Genomic DNA, 16,427 nt, shown 5'->3' on the forward strand with positions numbered 1-16,427 from the left:
CAGCCTCGGCGAGCGCGCCGAGGCCGGTGCCGCCCAGGTACAGCTCGCCGAGGCTGCGCACGTCGCAGGCGAGCTGCGCCGGCGCGTCGGTCGCGGTGCAGGTGGCACCCGACGGACCGCCGACCAGCCGCCAGCGGCCGGCGTTCTCCGGCAGCAGGTCGTCGCTCACCTCGATCACCACGTCGATGTCGGTCGCGTACCGGCGGGCGGCCAGCGCGGCGGGCACGTCGACCACGCGTACCCAGAGCGCGTCGGCGAGCTGGGCGCCCAGCCGTCGGGGCTCGTTGACGAGCCACAGCAGCGGCTCGTCCACGGCCGCGGTACCGAACGACAACTGCCGGGTGAGGTCGATCGAGAGCAGCAGCCGCCACAGCGCCAGGTACGCGGCCGGATTCGCCGCGACCACCTCGTCGACCCGTACCTCGCCCTTCGGGCTGCCCCCGTCCCATTCCTCCTTCGTCCGGAACAGCGCGTACCCGTCGACGCCGTCGGGCCCCTCGTGCAGCAGCACCCGGCGCTCGGTCGCGCCGCCGCGCAGGGCCTTCACGTCGGCCAGCACGTACCCCCACCAGCGCTCGTCCCGGTACGACCAGCCGGGCCGGTCGGCGCGGACCCGGTCGTACAGCCGGGCCAGCTCGCCCTGGCGCGCCGCCGGCTCGTCCAGGCGCAGCGTGCCCGCCGCGGACGTCGGCTCCGGCAGGCGCAGCTCGGTGGTCTGGCAGCGGACGATCAGCCGCTGCGCGGCCAGTCCGTAGCCGAACCTCGGGTAGATCCGGCCCTCGCTGGCCCAGAGCACCGCGACCGGTTCCCGGCCGGCGTCGCGGACCTCCCGCAGCTGACGGCGCATCAGGCCGGTGAGCAGGCCGCGCCGCCGGTGGGTCGGCGCCACCGAGACCATCGTCACGTGCGCCGCCGGCACGCTCGCCCCCGGCACCGACAGGTCGCGGGTGAAGGCACCGACGTGCGCCACCGTCGTCGCGCCGTCGCGGACCAGCAGCGAGCGTTCCGGCTCGAAGATCCCGCGGTCGACCTCCACCAGCTCAGGGTCGAAGCCGCCGTGGAAGGCGAGGGCGAGCAGGCGGGCGATCTTGTCGAAGTCCTCGGCACGGGGGACCACCACGGGGAGCGGAAGTTCGGTCATCGGATGTGTCTAGCCGATCACCTTCGGGGTCGGCGACCGATTTGCCGCCTCGGTACCCTCGAAAGCCGATGGCCGAGTCGGTCAGGGGGAGGAATCGAGATGGCGGACCAGACGCAACCGTGGGCCGAACGCACCGTCGAGGTGCCGCCGCAGCCCGGTGTCGGGGTGCCGACGCAGCGGGACGCGTTCCGCCCGGGGGTGGCCTCCGTGGGACAGCGGCGAACCCCGCGTACCGAGCAGTTCCCCACCCTCGACCAGGACCCGGTCGACTGGTCGGGGAGTTCCGCCCCGCGCCGTCCGATGAGCTGGCACCTGGCCCAGCTGCGCCGGGGCGGTGAGTGGAGCGCGGCCGGCGGGCTCTTCGCCTTCGTGTGCTGGGGGATCTGGGCGATCTCCGGCCGGGGCAACCTGGCCGCGCCGCTGCTGACCTTCGTGCTGAGCCTGCTCACCGCGGTCGGCCTCTTCGCGCTCGCCCGCCTGCTCGGCCGGCTGATCTGGGAGCGGCAGCTCGGTCGGGTGCGCCGCACCGCCCGGGGTGCGCACCTGGTCACGGCGCTCTTCCTGGTCGGGGTGGGCGTCGCCTACCTGCGGCAGACCGAGTGGGTCATGACCGCCTGGAGCTGGGTCACCGGGCGCTGAGTCCGGGCACCCGCGGGCGGGTCGGCGTTGCGCCGCCCGCCCGCGCGTCCGGTCGCGGGATGCCGCGACGCCGGTCGTCACTCCTCCAGGACGGCGGCTGCTTACCCGGCCGGTCGCCGTTCATCCGTCGTCGGCCGGCTCGCGCAGGTCCCGTCCCGGCAGCGGGTCAGTGGGTGCCGCCGTGCCCCTCGGCGTCGGCCTTCGGGGAGGCCACCCGCGCGGCCGGGTCCTCGACGCCGGGCTCGCCGCCGTCCGGCGCGACCATGCCGTCGTAGTTGTAGACGACGCCGTCGTCACCGTGCTGCTTGGTGGTCCGGATGTAGCGGTGGATCATGCCTTCGCGCTCCACCTCGAGCAGGGCCCGGTCACCCGCGTCCTGGCTGCTGCCGTCGCAGGGACCGCCGACAAGGTATGCCTTCGTGTTCGTATCCATGCCGGAAGCCGTACCCGGGGCCCGACGGACGAAAACGGCGAACCGGCCGCCCACCGACCGGTCCCGGCCGTTCGGCGACCCGGTGGGTGCTTCCGGCGCACCGATCCCGGGCGGCCGTCGTGCCGGTCCTGGCCGGCGGACCAGCATGACGGTCATGGGCGCGTATCGATCAGCGTACGAGCGGAGCATCGCCGACCCGGCCGGCTTCTGGCGGGACGCGGCGGCGGACATCGACTGGTTCCGGCCACCGGAGCGGATCCTCGACGACAGCGCGGCGCCGCTGTACCGCTGGTTCCCGGACGCGGAGCTGAACACCTGCCACAACGCGCTGGACCGGCACGTGGCCGCCGGCCGGGGCGATCAGCCGGCGCTCATCTACGACAGCCCCGTCACCGGCACGGTACGCACCTACAGCTACGCCGAATTGCTGGCGGAGACCGCCAGGTTCGCCGGGGCGCTGCGCCGGCTCGGCGTCACCCGGGGCGACCGCGTCCTGCTCTATTTCGCCATGGTGCCGGAGGCGGTCATCGCGATGCTGGCCTGCGCCCGCATCGGCGCGGTCCACTCGGTGGTCTTCGGCGGCTTCGCCGCGCACGAGCTCGCGGTCCGGATCGACGACGCCCGGCCCAAGGTGGTGGTGGCCACCTCCTGTGGGATCGAGGTCGACAAGGTCGTCCCGTACCACCCGATCCTCACCGCGGCGGTGGCGGAAGCCACCCACGCTCCCGAGCACTGCGTGATCGTCCAGCGGCCCCAGCAGCCGGCCCCGCTCGCCCTCGGCCGGGACCTGTCCTGGGACGAGGTCATGGCGGACGCCGAGCCGGCCGACTGCGTCCCGGTCGCGGCCACCGACCCGCTCTACATCCTCTACACCTCCGGCACCACCGGGCGGCCCAAGGGCGTGGTCCGGGACAACGGCGGGCACGCCGTCGCGCTGCGCTGGTCGATGCGGAACATCTACGGCATCGAGCCGGGTGACGTCTTCTGGGCCGCCTCCGACGTTGGCTGGGTCGTCGGCCACTCCTACATCGTGTACGCCCCGCTGCTCATCGGGGCGACCACCGTGCTCTACGAGGGCAAGCCGGTCGGCACCCCCGACGCGGGCGCCTTCTGGCGGGTGATCTCGCAGCACCGGGTGGCCGCCCTCTTCACCGCGCCGACCGCGATCCGGGCCGTCCGCCGGCAGGACCCGGACGGCGAGCTGATGACGGCGTACGACCTGTCCTGCCTGCGTACCCTCTTCCTGGCCGGCGAGCGGCTGGACCCGGACACCTGGGAGTGGGCGGGGGAGCGGCTCGGCGTACCGGTGGTGGACAACTGGTGGCAGACCGAGACGGGCTGGCCGGTGGCGGCCAACCCGCGCGGTCTCGAACCGCTGCCGCTCAAGCCCGGCTCCCCGTCGGTGCCGGTCCCCGGGTACGACATCCGCGTCGTCGACAGCGGTGGCCGGGAGGTGCCGGCGGACACCGACGGCTCGATCGTGATCCGCCTGCCCCTGCCCCCCGGCTGCCTGCCCACCCTGTGGGGCGACGACGACCGGTACGTCCGCTCCTACCTCGCCACCTTCCCCGGCTACTACCTGACCGGGGACGGCGGGCGGTTCGACTCCGATGGCTACCTCTACGTGATGGGCCGGACCGACGACGTGATCAACGTGGCCGGGCACCGGCTCTCCACCGGGGCGATGGAGGAGGTGCTGGCCGGGCACCCGGCGGTCGCCGAGTGCGCGGTGATCGGCGTGGCGGACGCCCTCAAGGGCCAGGTGCCTAGCGGGTACGTGGTGCTCAAGTCCGGCGCCGAGGTGGACCCGGACGATCTCGCCGACGAGCTGGTCGCCCTGGTCCGGCAGCGGATCGGCCCGGTGGCCGCGTTCCGCCGGGTCACCGTCGTGCCGGCGTTGCCGAAGACCCGCTCGGGCAAGATCCTGCGCCGCACGATGCGGGGACTGGTGGAGGGGCGGGACGAACCGGTCCCGGCGACCATCGATGACCCAGCCACCCTAGCCGTCTTCCGCAGCCTCGGCGCCGCCGCCGACTGAGTCGGCCCGGGCGTCGGCCGGCGACGGAAGCCGGCCGGCACGTCACTCCGCGGGAGCGAAGCGGTGGAGCACGAACTCCTTCGCCGCGCCGCAGGCGATCACGCTCGTGTTCCACGAGTAGGACTCGCCCCGCACGTCGGTGAGCTGGCCCAGCTCGACGACCTTGCCGGACTCCGCGCCCACCCCGGCGACGCTGCGGTCGTCCTCGCCGCTGGTCAGCGGGTCGGCGAAGACCAGCAGGTTGCCGGCGTCGACCCGGACGGCCACCCCCGGGCGCTCGGCCAGCACCCGCCGGCCGTCGGGGCCGAAGAGCGTGGCGGCCGGCTCCGGGTACGTCCGGTGGGCGAGCACCCGCTCGCCGAACGGCACCAGCTGGTCGGCGCGGCGGAGTTAGGCAGCCCGAGACGTGTCCATTTCGGCCCCACGGGGTCGGAGCGGCCCGCGTCCAGTTGCTACGGTCGCCCGCGTGGTCGAAGAGCTGACGCGCGGCTATCTCCAAGCGGTTGATCAGGCATTGCCCGGCTACGTCCGAAGCCTCTACGTCGTCGGCTCCGCCGCGCTCGGCGCCTGGCAGCCGGGCGTCAGTGACGTCGACACCGTGATCGTTACCTGGCGCCCGGCGAGCCCCGACGACCTCGCCCAGCTCGCGAAGATCCACGCCGAGATGCCTCGGTCACCCCATTTCGACGGGGTGTACCTCGAGCCCGCGCTGGCGCAGTCCTGGCCGACCGACCGGCGTCCTGTGCCGTTCGTGGTCAACGGCGAGTTCAGGACCGACAAGCCCTGCGGCGAGCTCACGCCGGTGCTGTGGCTGACCTTGCAGCGGTACGGCATCCCGGTTCGCGGCCCAGCCGTCGCCGAGCTGGGGGTGCGAGTCGATCCGGAGCAGTTGCACCGCTACAACCTGGACAACCTGCGCGAGTACTGGCAGTCGTCGGTTGCGACGTTCCCGTCAGAGCTGGCCGGCGTGGCCCCCGACGCGGTGATGGACGGCAAGATCGTCCCCTGGTTCGTGCTCGGACCCGCGCGGTTGCACTACACGCTGGCCCACGGCGACATCATCTCCAAGGCCGCCGCAGGCGAGTACCTCGCGCGGCTGTTCCCCGAGTACGCCGATCTCGCGCACCGAGCGGTCCGCTGGCGTGCGGGCCAAGCGGAGCGGTTCACCGCCGCAGACGTTGTCGCGGCGGGCAACAGCGTCAACGCGGTGGCCGACGACGCGTGGCGTCGCTTCGGAAACTGATCTGTCTCCTGTGCACGCCCCGTACGTCAGTTTGGAAGAACGGTCACAGGCGTTTCGCCATCTGTCGCGTCGTGACCTCATACCCGCATGTTCGGTACAGCGAGATCGCGGCCACGTTATGGCCGAACACGTTGAGCCCGAGCCGAGTTGCACCCGCTTCCCGTGCCACCGCCTCTACGGCCGTGAGGATCGCCTTCCCGTACCCGGATCGCCGGTAGGGCTCTTCCACACTGATGTCGTAGAGCCACGACGTGTCGGTCGTCTTCGTTCGTGGCTCCTCCAGCCCGACCCACACGTAGCCAACGATCTGGCCTGTGGTGTTCTCGGCTACCAGAAGGCGCTGGCGCTCCGTCGCCAATCCCTGGGGCAGAAACTGAGCTCGATCCTGCCGCGCCCCAACCTGCACAACATCATCCTGGCCGGGTGACCGCCAGCCCGTTGCTGGGCAACGCCTTCACCCAGTTACGAGACGTCCCTTAGGTCGGCGCCTTTTTGAACGGACTTCTTTTTCTCAGCTCAGCTGCTCGGCGAGCGCGAGGATGATTCCGCTCGGCCCGCGGAGATAGCAGAGCAGGTAGCTGTCCTCGTAGCGCGTCACTTCGCCAACGAGTTCGGCGCCGAGCGGGCGGAGGCGGGCGAGGGTGTCCTCGATGTCGTCGACGGCGAACATGACGCGGTGCAGGCCCAGCGTGTTCGCCGGGGTGATCTCCGGCTTGGGGGTGATCGCCTTCGGGGTGTGGTACTTCGCCAGTTCGAGCCGGCCCGGGGCGTCCGGGATCCGCATCATCGCGATCTCGCTCCGCATTCCCTCGAGCCCGACGACATTTCCCGCCCAGCTTCCTTCGATCGGCATCCTGCCTTCCAGCTCCATGCCAAGTTCGGTGAAGAAAGCGACGGCGGCGTCGAGGTCGTCGACGACGATGCCGACGTTGTCCATGCGCTGAATCGTCATGTCCCCGAGGATAGGGGCCGGGTCCGACGCCGTCGGCTCAGCCGGCTCGCCGGTCACCACTCCTTCGCGAGCTGATGCAGCGAATGGGGCACGCGAGCATGCGTGCGGCATTGATCTATCAGCACGTGACCAGCGAGCGGGACCGCGAAATCGCCTCGGCCATGGACCGGCGGATCGCCGGCAGGCCCGGCGCAAGGGCGGCCAGAGCAGCTAATGGCCCACGGATGGCCCGCAAGATCAGAGCAGGGGAGTGGCCGACCGGCCCAGGATCGGGGGATGCAGCCTCTGACCTGGGCCGGAGGCCGTTGGAGCGGGCGACGGGAATCGAACCCGCACCGTCAGTTTGGAAGACTGAAGCTCTGCCATTGAGCTACGCCCGCGGGCACCCCACTGTCGCGGGGCGCGCTGGACAGCGTACCCAATCCCCGGACGGGACGCGCATCCCGATACCGCGCGCCGGGCTCCCACCCTCCCCGCCGCCGCCAAGATCCGCGCAACTTCAGGGAAAGAGTGCCCTCGAGGCGCGCTGGGGATTTAACGCCGGGCGGTTTGGCGTCTTTTGATGATCGTCTTGTGGCGGTTGGTTGGTTGCTGGTTGCGGCTGCCTTTGGGGCCGTCCTGGTCCTGGTCGGGAGGGTTTCGGCGGCTTGGCCGGCGTGGTTAGGTGCGGGTGCAGGCTGCGGAAACCTCGCCGGACCCGGAAGGGGGTCAAGGTGGCGGTGGTCAGGGGTCGTTCCCAGGGCAGCCGTTGATCGGCGATGAGGGTCCGGGCGAGGCGGAGCTGGGTGTGTGCCGCGGCCACGATCCAGGTCCACAGGTCGGCTTGGCTTGGGTGACGGACTGCGGGAGTGGTCCAGGCGAGGTGCTGTTTGATGAACCGGTTGGTGTGTTCGATGGCGAACCGGCGTAGGTAGGCCCGCCAGATCAGGTCGAGGTTGATCGGGTCGGGGCCGGCGGTCCACAGCCACAGGGTTTGGGGGGTGCCGGCTTCGGGGGCTCGGGTCAGGCTGACCCGGACGATGGTTCCGCGGATGATCGGGGCGGCCAGGCCCTTGGTGTTCTTCGCCGCCCACCGCCGTCGTTTGCTGGGTTTGGGGTGCAGCCCGGCCCACGCCTGAACGTGGACCGGTCCGTAGGTGTCATCGACGGTGTGCACCTCGTGGGTGGGTTCGGGCCAGGTTGTCGGATCAGCGCAGGCGAACCGGTCACCGTGCAGTTTCGGTCGGCCACCACTGCCAGGGGTCTTGGCCGGCGGATCGCAGTAGAAGACCCGGTCACGGCGGATCCGCCCGATGATCCGGGCGGGGGCGTGGGGATCGGATGCCACCCGAGCTGTCGCGGTGATCGGGCAGTAACCGGCGTCCAGGCAGAACACTGGCACCACACCCGGCCGGTGACGGGCCAAGCCCCGCACGAGGCCGTTCATCTGGGCGCAGGCCACCTCGGTGGCGTTGTCCTCAGGGTCCACCCGCACCACGTCGACCGGCGCCGTCCAGGAATCCGGCGTCGCGGACACCTGACAGACCCACTGGTAGGCCCAGCCCGGCACCATCCGCCCCCGCGGATCGCCTCCGGGATCAGGCACACGACACATCCCCCGCCGCGGGGAGCACCTCGCCTCCGCACGCGGCCACGCCGTCACGTCCACCGCGAACACCAGCCACCACTCGGGCAGGGCACCGATCAGCAGGTCACGCACCGCCGTGACGTCCACACGCCCCTTCGACAAGGACGCGTAAACGCTGCCCCACCCCCGACGCAACGCCGGCTCCAACGTCAGATACGGCAGCGACGCCAACGAACCCGGCGTGGTCAACACCGCATCCGTGACCTCGAACAACGTGTCCGCCCACCGGGTCAGGCACTGATACCAACCCTGGCGGAACCCCACCAACCGGTGATGGTCCCCGCGCGTCTCTTCCCCACCCAGGCCCGTATGTCCCACAATGACGGCCACGGCCACCGCCTCACATCGAAGATCTTGGTCGATCCCGATGATCAGGCGGTGGCCGCTCCACGTCACGACAACACACCGAACGAACCAGCAATCAGCGGCACAATCCCGACCCCGGCGTTAAATCCCCAGGGCGCGCGGAGGCCACTCTTTCCCTGAAGTTGTCGCCTCAGGCCCGGCCGCGCCCGGCCGGGACCGGCGCGGACCTGCCGCCCGGGGACGTCCGGCGGGCGCGGACGGCATACACTTCTCGTCGCCACGGGGTGTGGCGCAGCTTGGTAGCGCACTCGCTTTGGGAGCGAGGGGCCGTGGGTTCAAATCCCGCCACCCCGACTGTCGTCCGCGGCCGGGCCCGCCCCGGCCGTCGCCGATTTTTCCGCGCGGTGGCCGGGCGCTGCCGAAGCAGCAGGCCGGCTCGCCTACACTCGATGCGCGCAATCACGCCCAGACTCAACTGAGATCCGTCAAGGAGTACGCCTGTGAAGAGCACCGTCGAGACTCTGAGCCCGACGCGCGTGCGGCTCGCCATCGAGGTGCCGTTCGTCGAGCTCGGGCCGAGCCTCCAGAAGGCGTACCGGGAAATCGGCCAGCAGGTCCAGGTTCCCGGCTTCCGCCGGGGCAAGGTGCCGGCCGCCGTGATCGACCAGCGGGTGGGCCGGGGCACCGTCCTCAACGAGGCGGTGCAGGAGGCCATCCCGCAGAACATCCTCGCCGCGGTTCGGGAGCACGACCTGAAGACGCTCGGCCGCCCGGAGGTCGAGATCACCGAGTTCAACGACGGTGACTCGCTGAACTTCACCGCCGAGGTCGACGTCCGGCCCGAGATCACCCTGCCTGACCCGGCCACCATCGAGGTGACCGTGGACGAGCTCCAGGTCGACGACAGCGAGATCGACGAGCAGGTGAAGAGCCTGCAGGAGCGGTTCGCCACCCTGAAGACCGTCGAGCGGGCCGCCCAGGACGGCGACTACGTCCAGATCGACCTGAACGCCACGGTCGACGGCGAGGAGGTGCCGGGCGGTCAGGCGAGCAACATCTCGCACGAGGTCGGCAGCAAGCAGCTCCTGCCGGGCCTGGACGAGGCCCTGGTCGGCCTCGCCGCCGGCGACAGCACCACCTTCACCACTCAGTTGGTGGGCGGCGACTACGCCGGCCGGGACGCCGAGGTGGCGGTGACCGTGCGCACGGTCAAGGAGAAGGAGCTCCCGGAGCTCAACGACGACTTCGCCCAGATGGCGAGCGAGTTCGACACGATCGAGGAGCTGCGGAACGACCTGCGGGAGCGGGTAACCCGGGGCAAGCAGGTCGAGCAGATCTACGCCGCCCGGGACAAGGCCCTCGAGCAGATGGTCGCCGCCGCCGAGGTGCCGGCGCCGGAGGGTGTCGTCCGCGAGGAGGTCGAGAGCCGTAAGGCCGCGATGGTCGACCAGCTCGAGCGGATCGGCGCCTCCCTGGAGGAGTACCTCGCCGCCGAGGAGAAGACCGAGGAGCAGATCGACGCCGAGCTGACCGAGGCGGCGACCGACGGCGTCAAGATCCAGCTCCTGCTGGACACCCTGGCTGACGCCGAGGACGTGCAGGTCTCCGACGACGAGTTCGGCCACGAGATCGTGCACCGCGCCCAGCGCGCCGGCATGGCCCCGCAGCAGTACTACGACCAGCTGGTCCGCTCCGGCGCCGCGGCCGCCGTCTTCGGCGACGTCCGTCGGGGCAAGGCGCTGGCCTCGGTGATGGATAAGATCAAGATCAAGGACTCGGCCGGCAACGAGGTCACCCTCGACGCGCTGCGTGCCCAGGACGAGGCCGAGCATAACCACGAGCACTGATCGTCCGGTGGAGGCCGCCGTCCCCCGCTTGCGGGGACGGCGGCCCAAACCGTTTTCCGGGTACGTCTCCGGACAACTGCGCTGAGAGCGAACAGTGCCCCGACCGGGAGTACGCCCCCCGGCCGAGCGGTTAGTGTCGGGTAGGACGGTACGGAGAGCGAAGGGCTGCCATGACCGACATGCACATCCCAGCGAAGCCGCTGCGGGCGATCGAGGCCCGAGGTGGCGATTCCATTGGCAACCTCGACGACTCGGTCTACAACCGGTTGCTCAAAGAGCGCATCATCTTCCTGGGCAGCGAGGTGACCGACCAGGTCGCCAACCGCATCTGCGCTCAGCTGCTGCTGCTCGCGGCGGAGGACCCGGACCGCGACATCAACCTCTGGATCAACTCGCCGGGTGGCTCGGTCTACTCCGGCATGGCGATCTACGACACCATGCAGTTCATCGACAACGACGTGTCGACCGTGGCGATGGGCATGGCCGCGTCCATGGGCCAGCTGCTGCTCTGCGCGGGCACCAAGGGCAAGCGGTACGCCCTGCCCCACGCGCGGATCATGATGCACCAGCCGTCCGGTGGAATGGGCGGCACGGCCGCCGACATCGCCATCCAGGCGGAGCAGATGCTCTACACCAAGCGGATGTTCCAGGATCGGGTCGCGCACCACACCGGCCGCAGCGCGGCGGAGATCGAGGCGGACTCGGACCGCGACCGTTGGTTCACCGCCCAGGAGGCCCTGGACTACGGCTTCATCGACAAGGTGATCACCGGAGCCACCCAGGTTCCGGAAGGCGCCGGGACCCTGAGCTGAGGAGCTGACGATGACCGACCTGAGTTTGCCGCCCCAGTTCGCGGCCGTGCACAACCGCTACGTGCTCCCCTCGTTCGTGGAGCGCACCTCGTACGGGGTCAAGGAGTCCAACCCGTACAACAAGCTCTTCGAGGACCGGATCATCTTCCTCGGCGTGCAGGTGGACGACGCGTCGGCCAACGACGTGATGGCCCAGCTGCTGACGCTCGAGGGCACCGACCCGGACCGCGACATCATCATGTACATCAACTCGCCCGGTGGCTCGTTCACGGCCATGACGGCGATCTACGACACCATGCAGTACGTCCGGCCGGACATCCAGACCGTCTGCCTCGGGCAGGCGGCCAGCGCCGCGGCGGTGCTGCTCTCGGCGGGCACGCCGGGCAAGCGGATGGCGCTGCCCAACTCCCGGATCATCATCCACCAGCCGGCCACCGAGGGCGGCTACGGCCAGGGTTCGGACATCGAGATCCAGGCGCGCGAGATCCTGCGGATGCGGACCCAGCTGGAGGAGATGCTCTCCCGGCACTGCAACCGCCCGATGGAGCAGGTCCGCAAGGACATCGACCGGGACAAGATCATGACGGCCGAGGAGTCCAAGGAGTACGGGCTGGTCGACACGATCCTGACCAGCCGTAAGAAGGGTCTGCTGGCGGCTCACGCCACGAGCTGAGCCGTACCAGGTCGGGGGTCGGTCGGGGCGTGGTTCCCGGCCGACCTCTGACACACCCGTTTTGGGGGTCGGAGAAAGCTCCGCCAGCGGGTAACGTCGGGTCTGTACCGCTTCGCTGGGTCGGACCGGCGGGGTAACAGACGGACGGGCGCCCGGCGCCCGCAGGTCAGGGCCGGCGTTCCGGCCGACGAGTGCAGGGAGAACGTAGGTGGCACGGATCGGTGACGGCGGCGACCTACTGAAGTGCTCCTTCTGTGGCAAGTCGCAGAAGCAGGTCAAGAAGTTGATCGCGGGCCCCGGGGTCTACATCTGTGACGAGTGCATCGATCTCTGCAACGAGATCATCGAGGAGGAGCTGGCCGAGTCCGGCGAGGTGAAGTGGGAAGAGCTTCCCAAGCCGATGGAGATCTGCCAGTTCCTCGACAACTACGTGGTCGGCCAGGACCAGGCGAAGAAGGCGCTCGCGGTCGCGGTCTACAACCACTACAAGCGGATCCAGGCCGACGCGGCCGGCGCGCCGGGTTCCGGTAGCGACGCCGTCGAGCTGGCCAAGTCCAACATCCTGCTGCTCGGGCCCACGGGGTGCGGCAAGACGCACCTGGCGCAGACCCTGGCTCGGATGCTCAACGTCCCCTTCGCGATCGCCGACGCCACGGCCCTCACCGAGGCGGGGTACGTCGGCGAGGACGTGGAGAACATCCTCCTCAAGCTGATCCAGGCCGCCGACTACGACATCAAGCGCGCCGAGACCGGGATCATCTACATCGACGAGGTCGACAAGATCGCCCGTAAGTCGGAGAACCCGTCGATCACCCGGGACGTCTCCGGCGAGGGCGTCCAGCAGGCGCTGCTGAAGATGCTGGAGGGCACGGTTGCCAACGTGCCTCCGCAGGGCGGGCGCAAGCACCCGCACCAGGAGTTCATCCAGATCGACACCACGAACGTGCTGTTCATCTGCGGTGGCGCGTTCGCCGGGCTCGACCAGATCATCGAGGCCCGCACCGGTTCCGGCGGCACCGGCTTCGGCGCCCGGCTCCGGTCGGTGTCCGAGCGCTCGACCGACGACATCTTCAGCCAGGTCATGCCGGAGGACATGCTCAAGTTCGGGCTGATCCCCGAGTTCATCGGCCGCCTCCCGGTGATCACCAACGTGCGCAGCCTGGACCGTTCGGCGCTGGTGCGGATCCTGACCGAGCCGCGCAACGCGCTCGTCCGGCAGTACCAGCGCCTCTTCGAGCTCGACGGCGTCGAGTTGGAGTTCGAGCAGCCGGCGCTCGAGGCGATCGCCGACCAGGCCATGCTGCGCGGCACCGGCGCCCGGGGCCTCCGGGCGATCATGGAAGAGGTCCTGCTGTCCGTGATGTACGAGGTGCCGAGCAACCCCGACGCCGCCCGGGTGCTGATCACGCGCGAGGTGGTCCTGGAGAACGTCAACCCGACGATCGTGCCGCGCGAGTTCACCGGCCGCCGGGCGCGCCGGGACCGCGAGGAGAAGTCGGCCTGAGCCCCGCCTCGACCGCGCCCGGGGCTACTCCGGGCGCGGTCGGCGTGAGCGGGTCCGCCGGTCCCATTCGCCCGACGGGGTGGCCACCACCATGACGAGCCGCGCCGGCTCGTCTCCGTCGTTGCGGTAGCCGTGTTCCCGGTCGGCGTGGAACTCGATCGTCTCCCCGGCCCATACGTCGTGCGCGACGCCGTTGACGACGACGATCACCGCTCCGGCCAGGACGTGCAGCACCTCCCGGGTGCCGCGAGGATGGTCGGGGGAGTTGTGGGCCTCGCCGGGTGCAAGCCGCCAGTCCCAGAGTTCGACCAGATCGGGCTCGCCCAGCCCACTGAGCAGGTGGGCGGTTCCACCCCGGTCTCCACGCCAGAGCACCGGGGCCTGGTCGGCTCGGGAGATCCGTACGCTGCTCTTCTCGGCGGGTTCGAGGAGCCGGGCGATGTTGACCCCGAACGCGTCGGCCACCCGGCAGAGCGTGCCGATGCTGGGGTTGGTCCGGGCCCCCTCGATCTGGACGAGCATGCCCTTGCTGACGCCGGAGCGGCCGGCCAACTCGTCAAAGGACCAGCCGCGGGCGGCGCGCAGCTCGCGTACCTGTCGCGCCACGGCGGAGGTCACGGCGGTCACCCGCCCGGCTCCGGTGTCGGTCACCACACTGTCCTTCGCGGTCATTATTGTGATACGACGGTTCGATGCTCCCCATTGTGCTCGCGGCGGTGTCCGCGGTTGCGTTCGGCACGGCCGACTTCTCCGGCGGCAAGGCGTCCCGGCGCGCCGACCCGATCACCGTCACCGTGGTCTCCCAGATCCTGAGCATCCCGCTGCTGCTCCTGCTGGTGCTGCTGGTGCCCGGCACGCCCCGCCCCGTCGACCTGGGCTGGGGACTGCTCGCCGGGGTGGCAGGCGCCGGCGGCGTGATGCTGCTGTACCGCGCCCTGTCGACCGGCATGATGGCCGTCGTGGCGCCGGTCACGGCGATCACCGCGGCGGTGGTGCCCATCGTCGCCGGGCTGGTCACCGCCCACTCGCCGGGCACCCTGGCGCTTTGCGGCGCGGGCCTCGCCGTGGTGGCAATCGCCCTGGTCAGCCTGGGCGAGGGAGGCGTCACCGGCCGGGTCTCGAGCCGGGTGCTCGGCACGGCGCTCAGCGCGGGTCTGCTCTTCGGCATCTTCTTCGCCCTGCTCGGCCAGGCGGACGAGGGTTCCGGCATGTGGCCCGTGCTCGCCGTACGGGTCAGCTCGATCGGCTTCGGCCTCGCGCTCGCCGCGCGTACCGGCGTGGGCCTGCGGCTCGGGCGGCGGGTGCTCGGCTGGGCCGCGGCGGCCGGTCTGCTGGACTCCGCGGCGAATGCGCTCTACCTGGCCGCCGCGGCGCGGGGGCACCTGAGCGTCGTCGCGGCAATCGCCTCGCTGTACCCCGCGAGCACGGTGCTGCTCGCGCTCGGGGTCGACCGCGAGCGGCTGCGCCCGGCGCAGCTCGCCGGCCTCGGCTTCGCCGCCGGCGCGCTGGTCCTGGCGAGTATCTGAGCCCTGTCGCCGCCTCGCCCGCGCCCGTACGCTGAGCCCCATGCGCGTCGCCGTCTGCCAGCTCAACGCCCGCGACGACCGTACGGTGAACCTCGCCGCCGCCGAGGCCCTGCTGGTCAGGGCCGCGGCGGCCGGCGCGGATCTCGCCGTCCTGCCGGAGTACGTCGACTATCTCGGCCGCGCCGCCGGGATGCCGGAACCGGAGTCCGTCGACGGGGTGGTGGGGCGGTTCTTCGCCGACGTCGCCCGGCGGCTCGGCATCTGGGTGGTCGCCGGTTCCTTCCACGAGGCGGGCCCGGACCCGGAGCACACCTGGAACACCTCGCTGGTGTTCGACCGCAGCGGCGCGCTCGCCGCCAGCTACCGCAAGATCCACCTGTACGACGTGGAGATCCCCGGCCGGGTCTCCTACCTCGAATCGGCGACGGTGGCGCCCGGGGACCAGCCCGTGGTGGTGGACGTCGAGGGCCTCCGGGTCGGCCTGTCGATCTGCTACGACCTGCGCTTCCCGGAGCTCTACCGGCAGCTCGCCACCGACGGAGGCGCCGAGCTCCTCGTCGTCCCCGCGGCGTTCATGATGCATACCGGCCGGGACCATTGGGAGGTGCTGCTGCGGGCGCGGGCGATCGAGAACCAGTGCTACGTCGCGGCCGCCGGCCAGACGGGTGACCACGAGCCGGGGCGCACCTGCTTCGGACGCAGCATGGTGGTGGACCCGTGGGGGACGGTGTTGAGCCAGGTGCCGGACGGGCCGGGTCTCGCCGTCACCGACCTGGACCTGGGCCGCCTGCGGACCATCCGCGCGGAGCTGCCCAGCCTGGCCAACCGCCGGCTGTGAGCACCCTCAGCTCTCGAGGAGTACGCCCACCACGGTGAAGCCGGCGATCGCCGCGGCGGTGATCAGCAACGCGGTGGTCATCCGGGACGGGCCCCGCCGGGCCAGCCGTCGGACCGACGCCAGGACGACGAAGAGCACGAACGCGCCGATCACCAGCTGCCAGAACGGCAGCAGGAGCCCGAGCAGCGTCTCCTCGGCGAGCGTCGCCGTCGGGAACTGGGACACGTCATCCATGCCAGACACTCTGGCATGCCCGGGCCCTCCGGCGTCGCGTCGCGCACCGGTTGTCCGGCATCCGGTCTCCGGCATGATCCACTGACGGACGTTGATTTGCCTTCTCCGAGCCCTCCGCGTAACTTTCTCTCTGCACGCGGGAGGCCGGGCAAACCGGCCGAGAACGGGCGCCAGGCTCGTGGCAGAGACGCCGAGCGAGACTGAGGACCTGGGCGATGCGAGAGACTCCGGGAAACACGGAGTTGCGATCGCGAAACCGACCGGGTAGAGTTCGAAAGCCGGCAGGGAGCCGGGCGGGTGGCCGCGAGAGCGGCGACGGGCCGGTCCGCCGACTTCCCACGACAGAAACGACCGCCGGGTACGGCGTGCGTCAGCGTGGATCGGACCGTACCAAGTTGATCACCTCGGACACGAGGTTGACAGCGAAAGACGGGCCGGGTAAGTTAGAGAGGTTGCCCCGGACGGGGGTCCTACGGTGTAGGGCTTTCGGATGGTGTGTGGTTGTTCTTTGAGAACTCAACAGGGTGCTTGATAAGCCAGTGCCAAATTGATTATTACCCCGGACTGGCAGGCCTTTTGGTCTGTTGGTTGGGATTCCTTTGGCAACATTTTGT

General features: G+C 70.5%; 16 protein-coding genes, 2 tRNA genes and 1 pseudogene. 10 read left to right on the forward strand and 9 right to left on the reverse strand.

Annotated elements, in window-relative coordinates:
* A partial coding sequence (locus DKL51_RS19665; RefSeq protein ID WP_124812357.1) for a GNAT family N-acetyltransferase occupies positions 1-1,141 on the reverse strand: 1,141 nt, incomplete at its 3' end.
* Between the two features lie 99 nt (positions 1,142-1,240).
* On the opposite strand from DKL51_RS19665, the gene DKL51_RS19670 reads away from it, so the two are divergent.
* Positions 1,241-1,780 (forward strand): hypothetical protein, encoded by a 540-nt coding sequence (locus DKL51_RS19670; RefSeq protein WP_109946955.1) that lies wholly within the window; start codon positions 1,241-1,243, stop codon positions 1,778-1,780.
* A gap of 166 nt (positions 1,781-1,946) precedes the next feature.
* Here the strand turns inward: DKL51_RS19670 and DKL51_RS19675 are convergent, their stop codons facing one another.
* The gene (locus DKL51_RS19675) at positions 1,947-2,213 is read right to left on the reverse strand and encodes a hypothetical protein (protein ID WP_123809677.1); all 267 of its coding nucleotides are present in this window, start codon (positions 2,211-2,213) and stop codon (positions 1,947-1,949) included.
* A gap of 154 nt (positions 2,214-2,367) precedes the next feature.
* Between DKL51_RS19675 and DKL51_RS19680 the strand changes: the two genes are divergently transcribed.
* Positions 2,368-4,251: a propionyl-CoA synthetase gene (locus DKL51_RS19680; RefSeq protein ID WP_109946957.1), complete on the forward strand. Its 1,884-nt coding sequence runs from the start codon at positions 2,368-2,370 to the stop codon at positions 4,249-4,251.
* 42 nt (positions 4,252-4,293) lie between these two features.
* On the opposite strand, the gene DKL51_RS19685 is transcribed toward DKL51_RS19680, so the two are convergent.
* Entirely contained in the window at positions 4,294-4,620 is a 327-nt protein-coding gene (locus tag DKL51_RS19685; RefSeq protein ID WP_109946958.1) for a hypothetical protein, read from the reverse strand.
* A gap of 97 nt (positions 4,621-4,717) precedes the next feature.
* Here DKL51_RS19685 and DKL51_RS19690 point away from each other — a divergent pair, with 97 nt between their 5' ends.
* A complete protein-coding gene (locus DKL51_RS19690; RefSeq protein WP_165823227.1) occupies positions 4,718-5,494 on the forward strand; it encodes a nucleotidyltransferase domain-containing protein in 777 nt (258 codons plus the stop codon).
* A gap of 43 nt (positions 5,495-5,537) precedes the next feature.
* On the opposite strand, the pseudogene DKL51_RS19695 reads toward DKL51_RS19690, so the two are convergent.
* The 4 genes and pseudogenes from DKL51_RS19695 to DKL51_RS19710 form a co-directional block, all read right to left on the reverse strand.
* Positions 5,538-5,888 (reverse strand): annotated as a pseudogene (locus DKL51_RS19695) (GNAT family N-acetyltransferase); the annotation flags it as partial.
* 117 nt (positions 5,889-6,005) lie between these two features.
* Positions 6,006-6,446: a VOC family protein gene (locus DKL51_RS19700; RefSeq protein ID WP_109946961.1), complete on the reverse strand. Its 441-nt coding sequence runs from the start codon at positions 6,444-6,446 to the stop codon at positions 6,006-6,008.
* 306 nt (positions 6,447-6,752) lie between these two features.
* Positions 6,753-6,826 (reverse strand) — tRNA-Gly (locus DKL51_RS19705).
* Positions 6,827-6,945: 119 nt separating this feature from the next.
* Entirely contained in the window at positions 6,946-8,031 is a 1,086-nt protein-coding gene (locus DKL51_RS19710; RefSeq protein ID WP_124812358.1) for a transposase, read from the reverse strand.
* Between the two features lie 628 nt (positions 8,032-8,659).
* On the opposite strand from DKL51_RS19710, the gene DKL51_RS19715 reads away from it, so the two are divergent.
* The 5 genes from DKL51_RS19715 to clpX all read left to right on the forward strand — a co-directional run bounded on the left by DKL51_RS19715 (position 8,660) and on the right by clpX (position 13,215).
* Positions 8,660-8,733, forward strand: a tRNA-Pro gene (locus DKL51_RS19715).
* A gap of 146 nt (positions 8,734-8,879) precedes the next feature.
* On the forward strand, positions 8,880-10,226 hold the full coding sequence (gene tig / locus DKL51_RS19720; RefSeq protein ID WP_109948158.1) for a trigger factor: 1,347 nt from the start codon (positions 8,880-8,882) through the stop codon (positions 10,224-10,226).
* Positions 10,227-10,396: 170 nt separating this feature from the next.
* Positions 10,397-11,038, forward strand: a complete 642-nt coding sequence (locus tag DKL51_RS19725; RefSeq protein ID WP_109948159.1) for an ATP-dependent Clp protease proteolytic subunit — start codon at positions 10,397-10,399, stop codon at positions 11,036-11,038.
* A 10-nt stretch (positions 11,039-11,048) separates the two neighbouring features.
* Positions 11,049-11,711 (forward strand): ATP-dependent Clp protease proteolytic subunit, encoded by a 663-nt coding sequence (locus DKL51_RS19730; protein ID WP_109948160.1) that lies wholly within the window; start codon positions 11,049-11,051, stop codon positions 11,709-11,711.
* Positions 11,712-11,919: 208 nt separating this feature from the next.
* Positions 11,920-13,215, forward strand: coding sequence for an ATP-dependent Clp protease ATP-binding subunit ClpX (clpX, locus tag DKL51_RS19735; protein ID WP_109948161.1), 1,296 nt, complete (start codon positions 11,920-11,922; stop codon positions 13,213-13,215).
* A 24-nt stretch (positions 13,216-13,239) separates the two neighbouring features.
* On the opposite strand, the gene DKL51_RS19740 is transcribed toward clpX, so the two are convergent.
* Positions 13,240-13,866: a helix-turn-helix domain-containing protein gene (locus tag DKL51_RS19740; protein ID WP_109948165.1), complete on the reverse strand. Its 627-nt coding sequence runs from the start codon at positions 13,864-13,866 to the stop codon at positions 13,240-13,242.
* 41 nt (positions 13,867-13,907) lie between these two features.
* Between DKL51_RS19740 and DKL51_RS19745 the strand changes: the two genes are divergently transcribed.
* A complete protein-coding gene (locus DKL51_RS19745) occupies positions 13,908-14,741 on the forward strand; it encodes a DMT family transporter (RefSeq protein ID WP_109948162.1) in 834 nt (277 codons plus the stop codon).
* A gap of 40 nt (positions 14,742-14,781) precedes the next feature.
* Positions 14,782-15,579 (forward strand): carbon-nitrogen hydrolase family protein, encoded by a 798-nt coding sequence (locus DKL51_RS19750; protein WP_109948163.1) that lies wholly within the window; start codon positions 14,782-14,784, stop codon positions 15,577-15,579.
* A 6-nt stretch (positions 15,580-15,585) separates the two neighbouring features.
* Here the strand turns inward: DKL51_RS19750 and DKL51_RS19755 are convergent, their stop codons facing one another.
* On the reverse strand, positions 15,586-15,813 hold the full coding sequence (locus DKL51_RS19755) for a hypothetical protein (RefSeq protein ID WP_109948164.1): 228 nt from the start codon (positions 15,811-15,813) through the stop codon (positions 15,586-15,588).
* Positions 15,814-16,427: the final 614 nt, after the last annotated feature.

The organism is Micromonospora globispora, from assembly GCF_003857015.1.
Lineage (GTDB): Bacteria > Actinomycetota > Actinomycetes > Mycobacteriales > Micromonosporaceae > Micromonospora > Micromonospora globispora.

What these genes read in the sequence shown, in the direction of transcription:
- DKL51_RS19675 (WP_123809677.1), bottom strand. Translation starts at nt 2,213, where the DNA reads ATGGATACGAACACGAAGGCATACCTTGTCGGCGGTCCCTGCGACGGC.
- DKL51_RS19680 (WP_109946957.1), top strand. Translation starts at nt 2,368, where the DNA reads ATGGGCGCGTATCGATCAGCGTACGAGCGGAGCATCGCCGACCCGGCC.
- DKL51_RS19670 (WP_109946955.1), top strand. Translation starts at nt 1,241, where the DNA reads ATGGCGGACCAGACGCAACCGTGGGCCGAACGCACCGTCGAGGTGCCG.
- DKL51_RS19750 (WP_109948163.1), top strand. Translation starts at nt 14,782, where the DNA reads ATGCGCGTCGCCGTCTGCCAGCTCAACGCCCGCGACGACCGTACGGTG.
- DKL51_RS19725 (WP_109948159.1), top strand. Translation starts at nt 10,397, where the DNA reads ATGACCGACATGCACATCCCAGCGAAGCCGCTGCGGGCGATCGAGGCC.
- DKL51_RS19730 (WP_109948160.1), top strand. Translation starts at nt 11,049, where the DNA reads ATGACCGACCTGAGTTTGCCGCCCCAGTTCGCGGCCGTGCACAACCGC.
- DKL51_RS19745 (WP_109948162.1), top strand. Translation starts at nt 13,908, where the DNA reads ATGCTCCCCATTGTGCTCGCGGCGGTGTCCGCGGTTGCGTTCGGCACG.
- DKL51_RS19755 (WP_109948164.1), bottom strand. Translation starts at nt 15,813, where the DNA reads ATGGATGACGTGTCCCAGTTCCCGACGGCGACGCTCGCCGAGGAGACG.
- DKL51_RS19700 (WP_109946961.1), bottom strand. Translation starts at nt 6,446, where the DNA reads ATGACGATTCAGCGCATGGACAACGTCGGCATCGTCGTCGACGACCTC.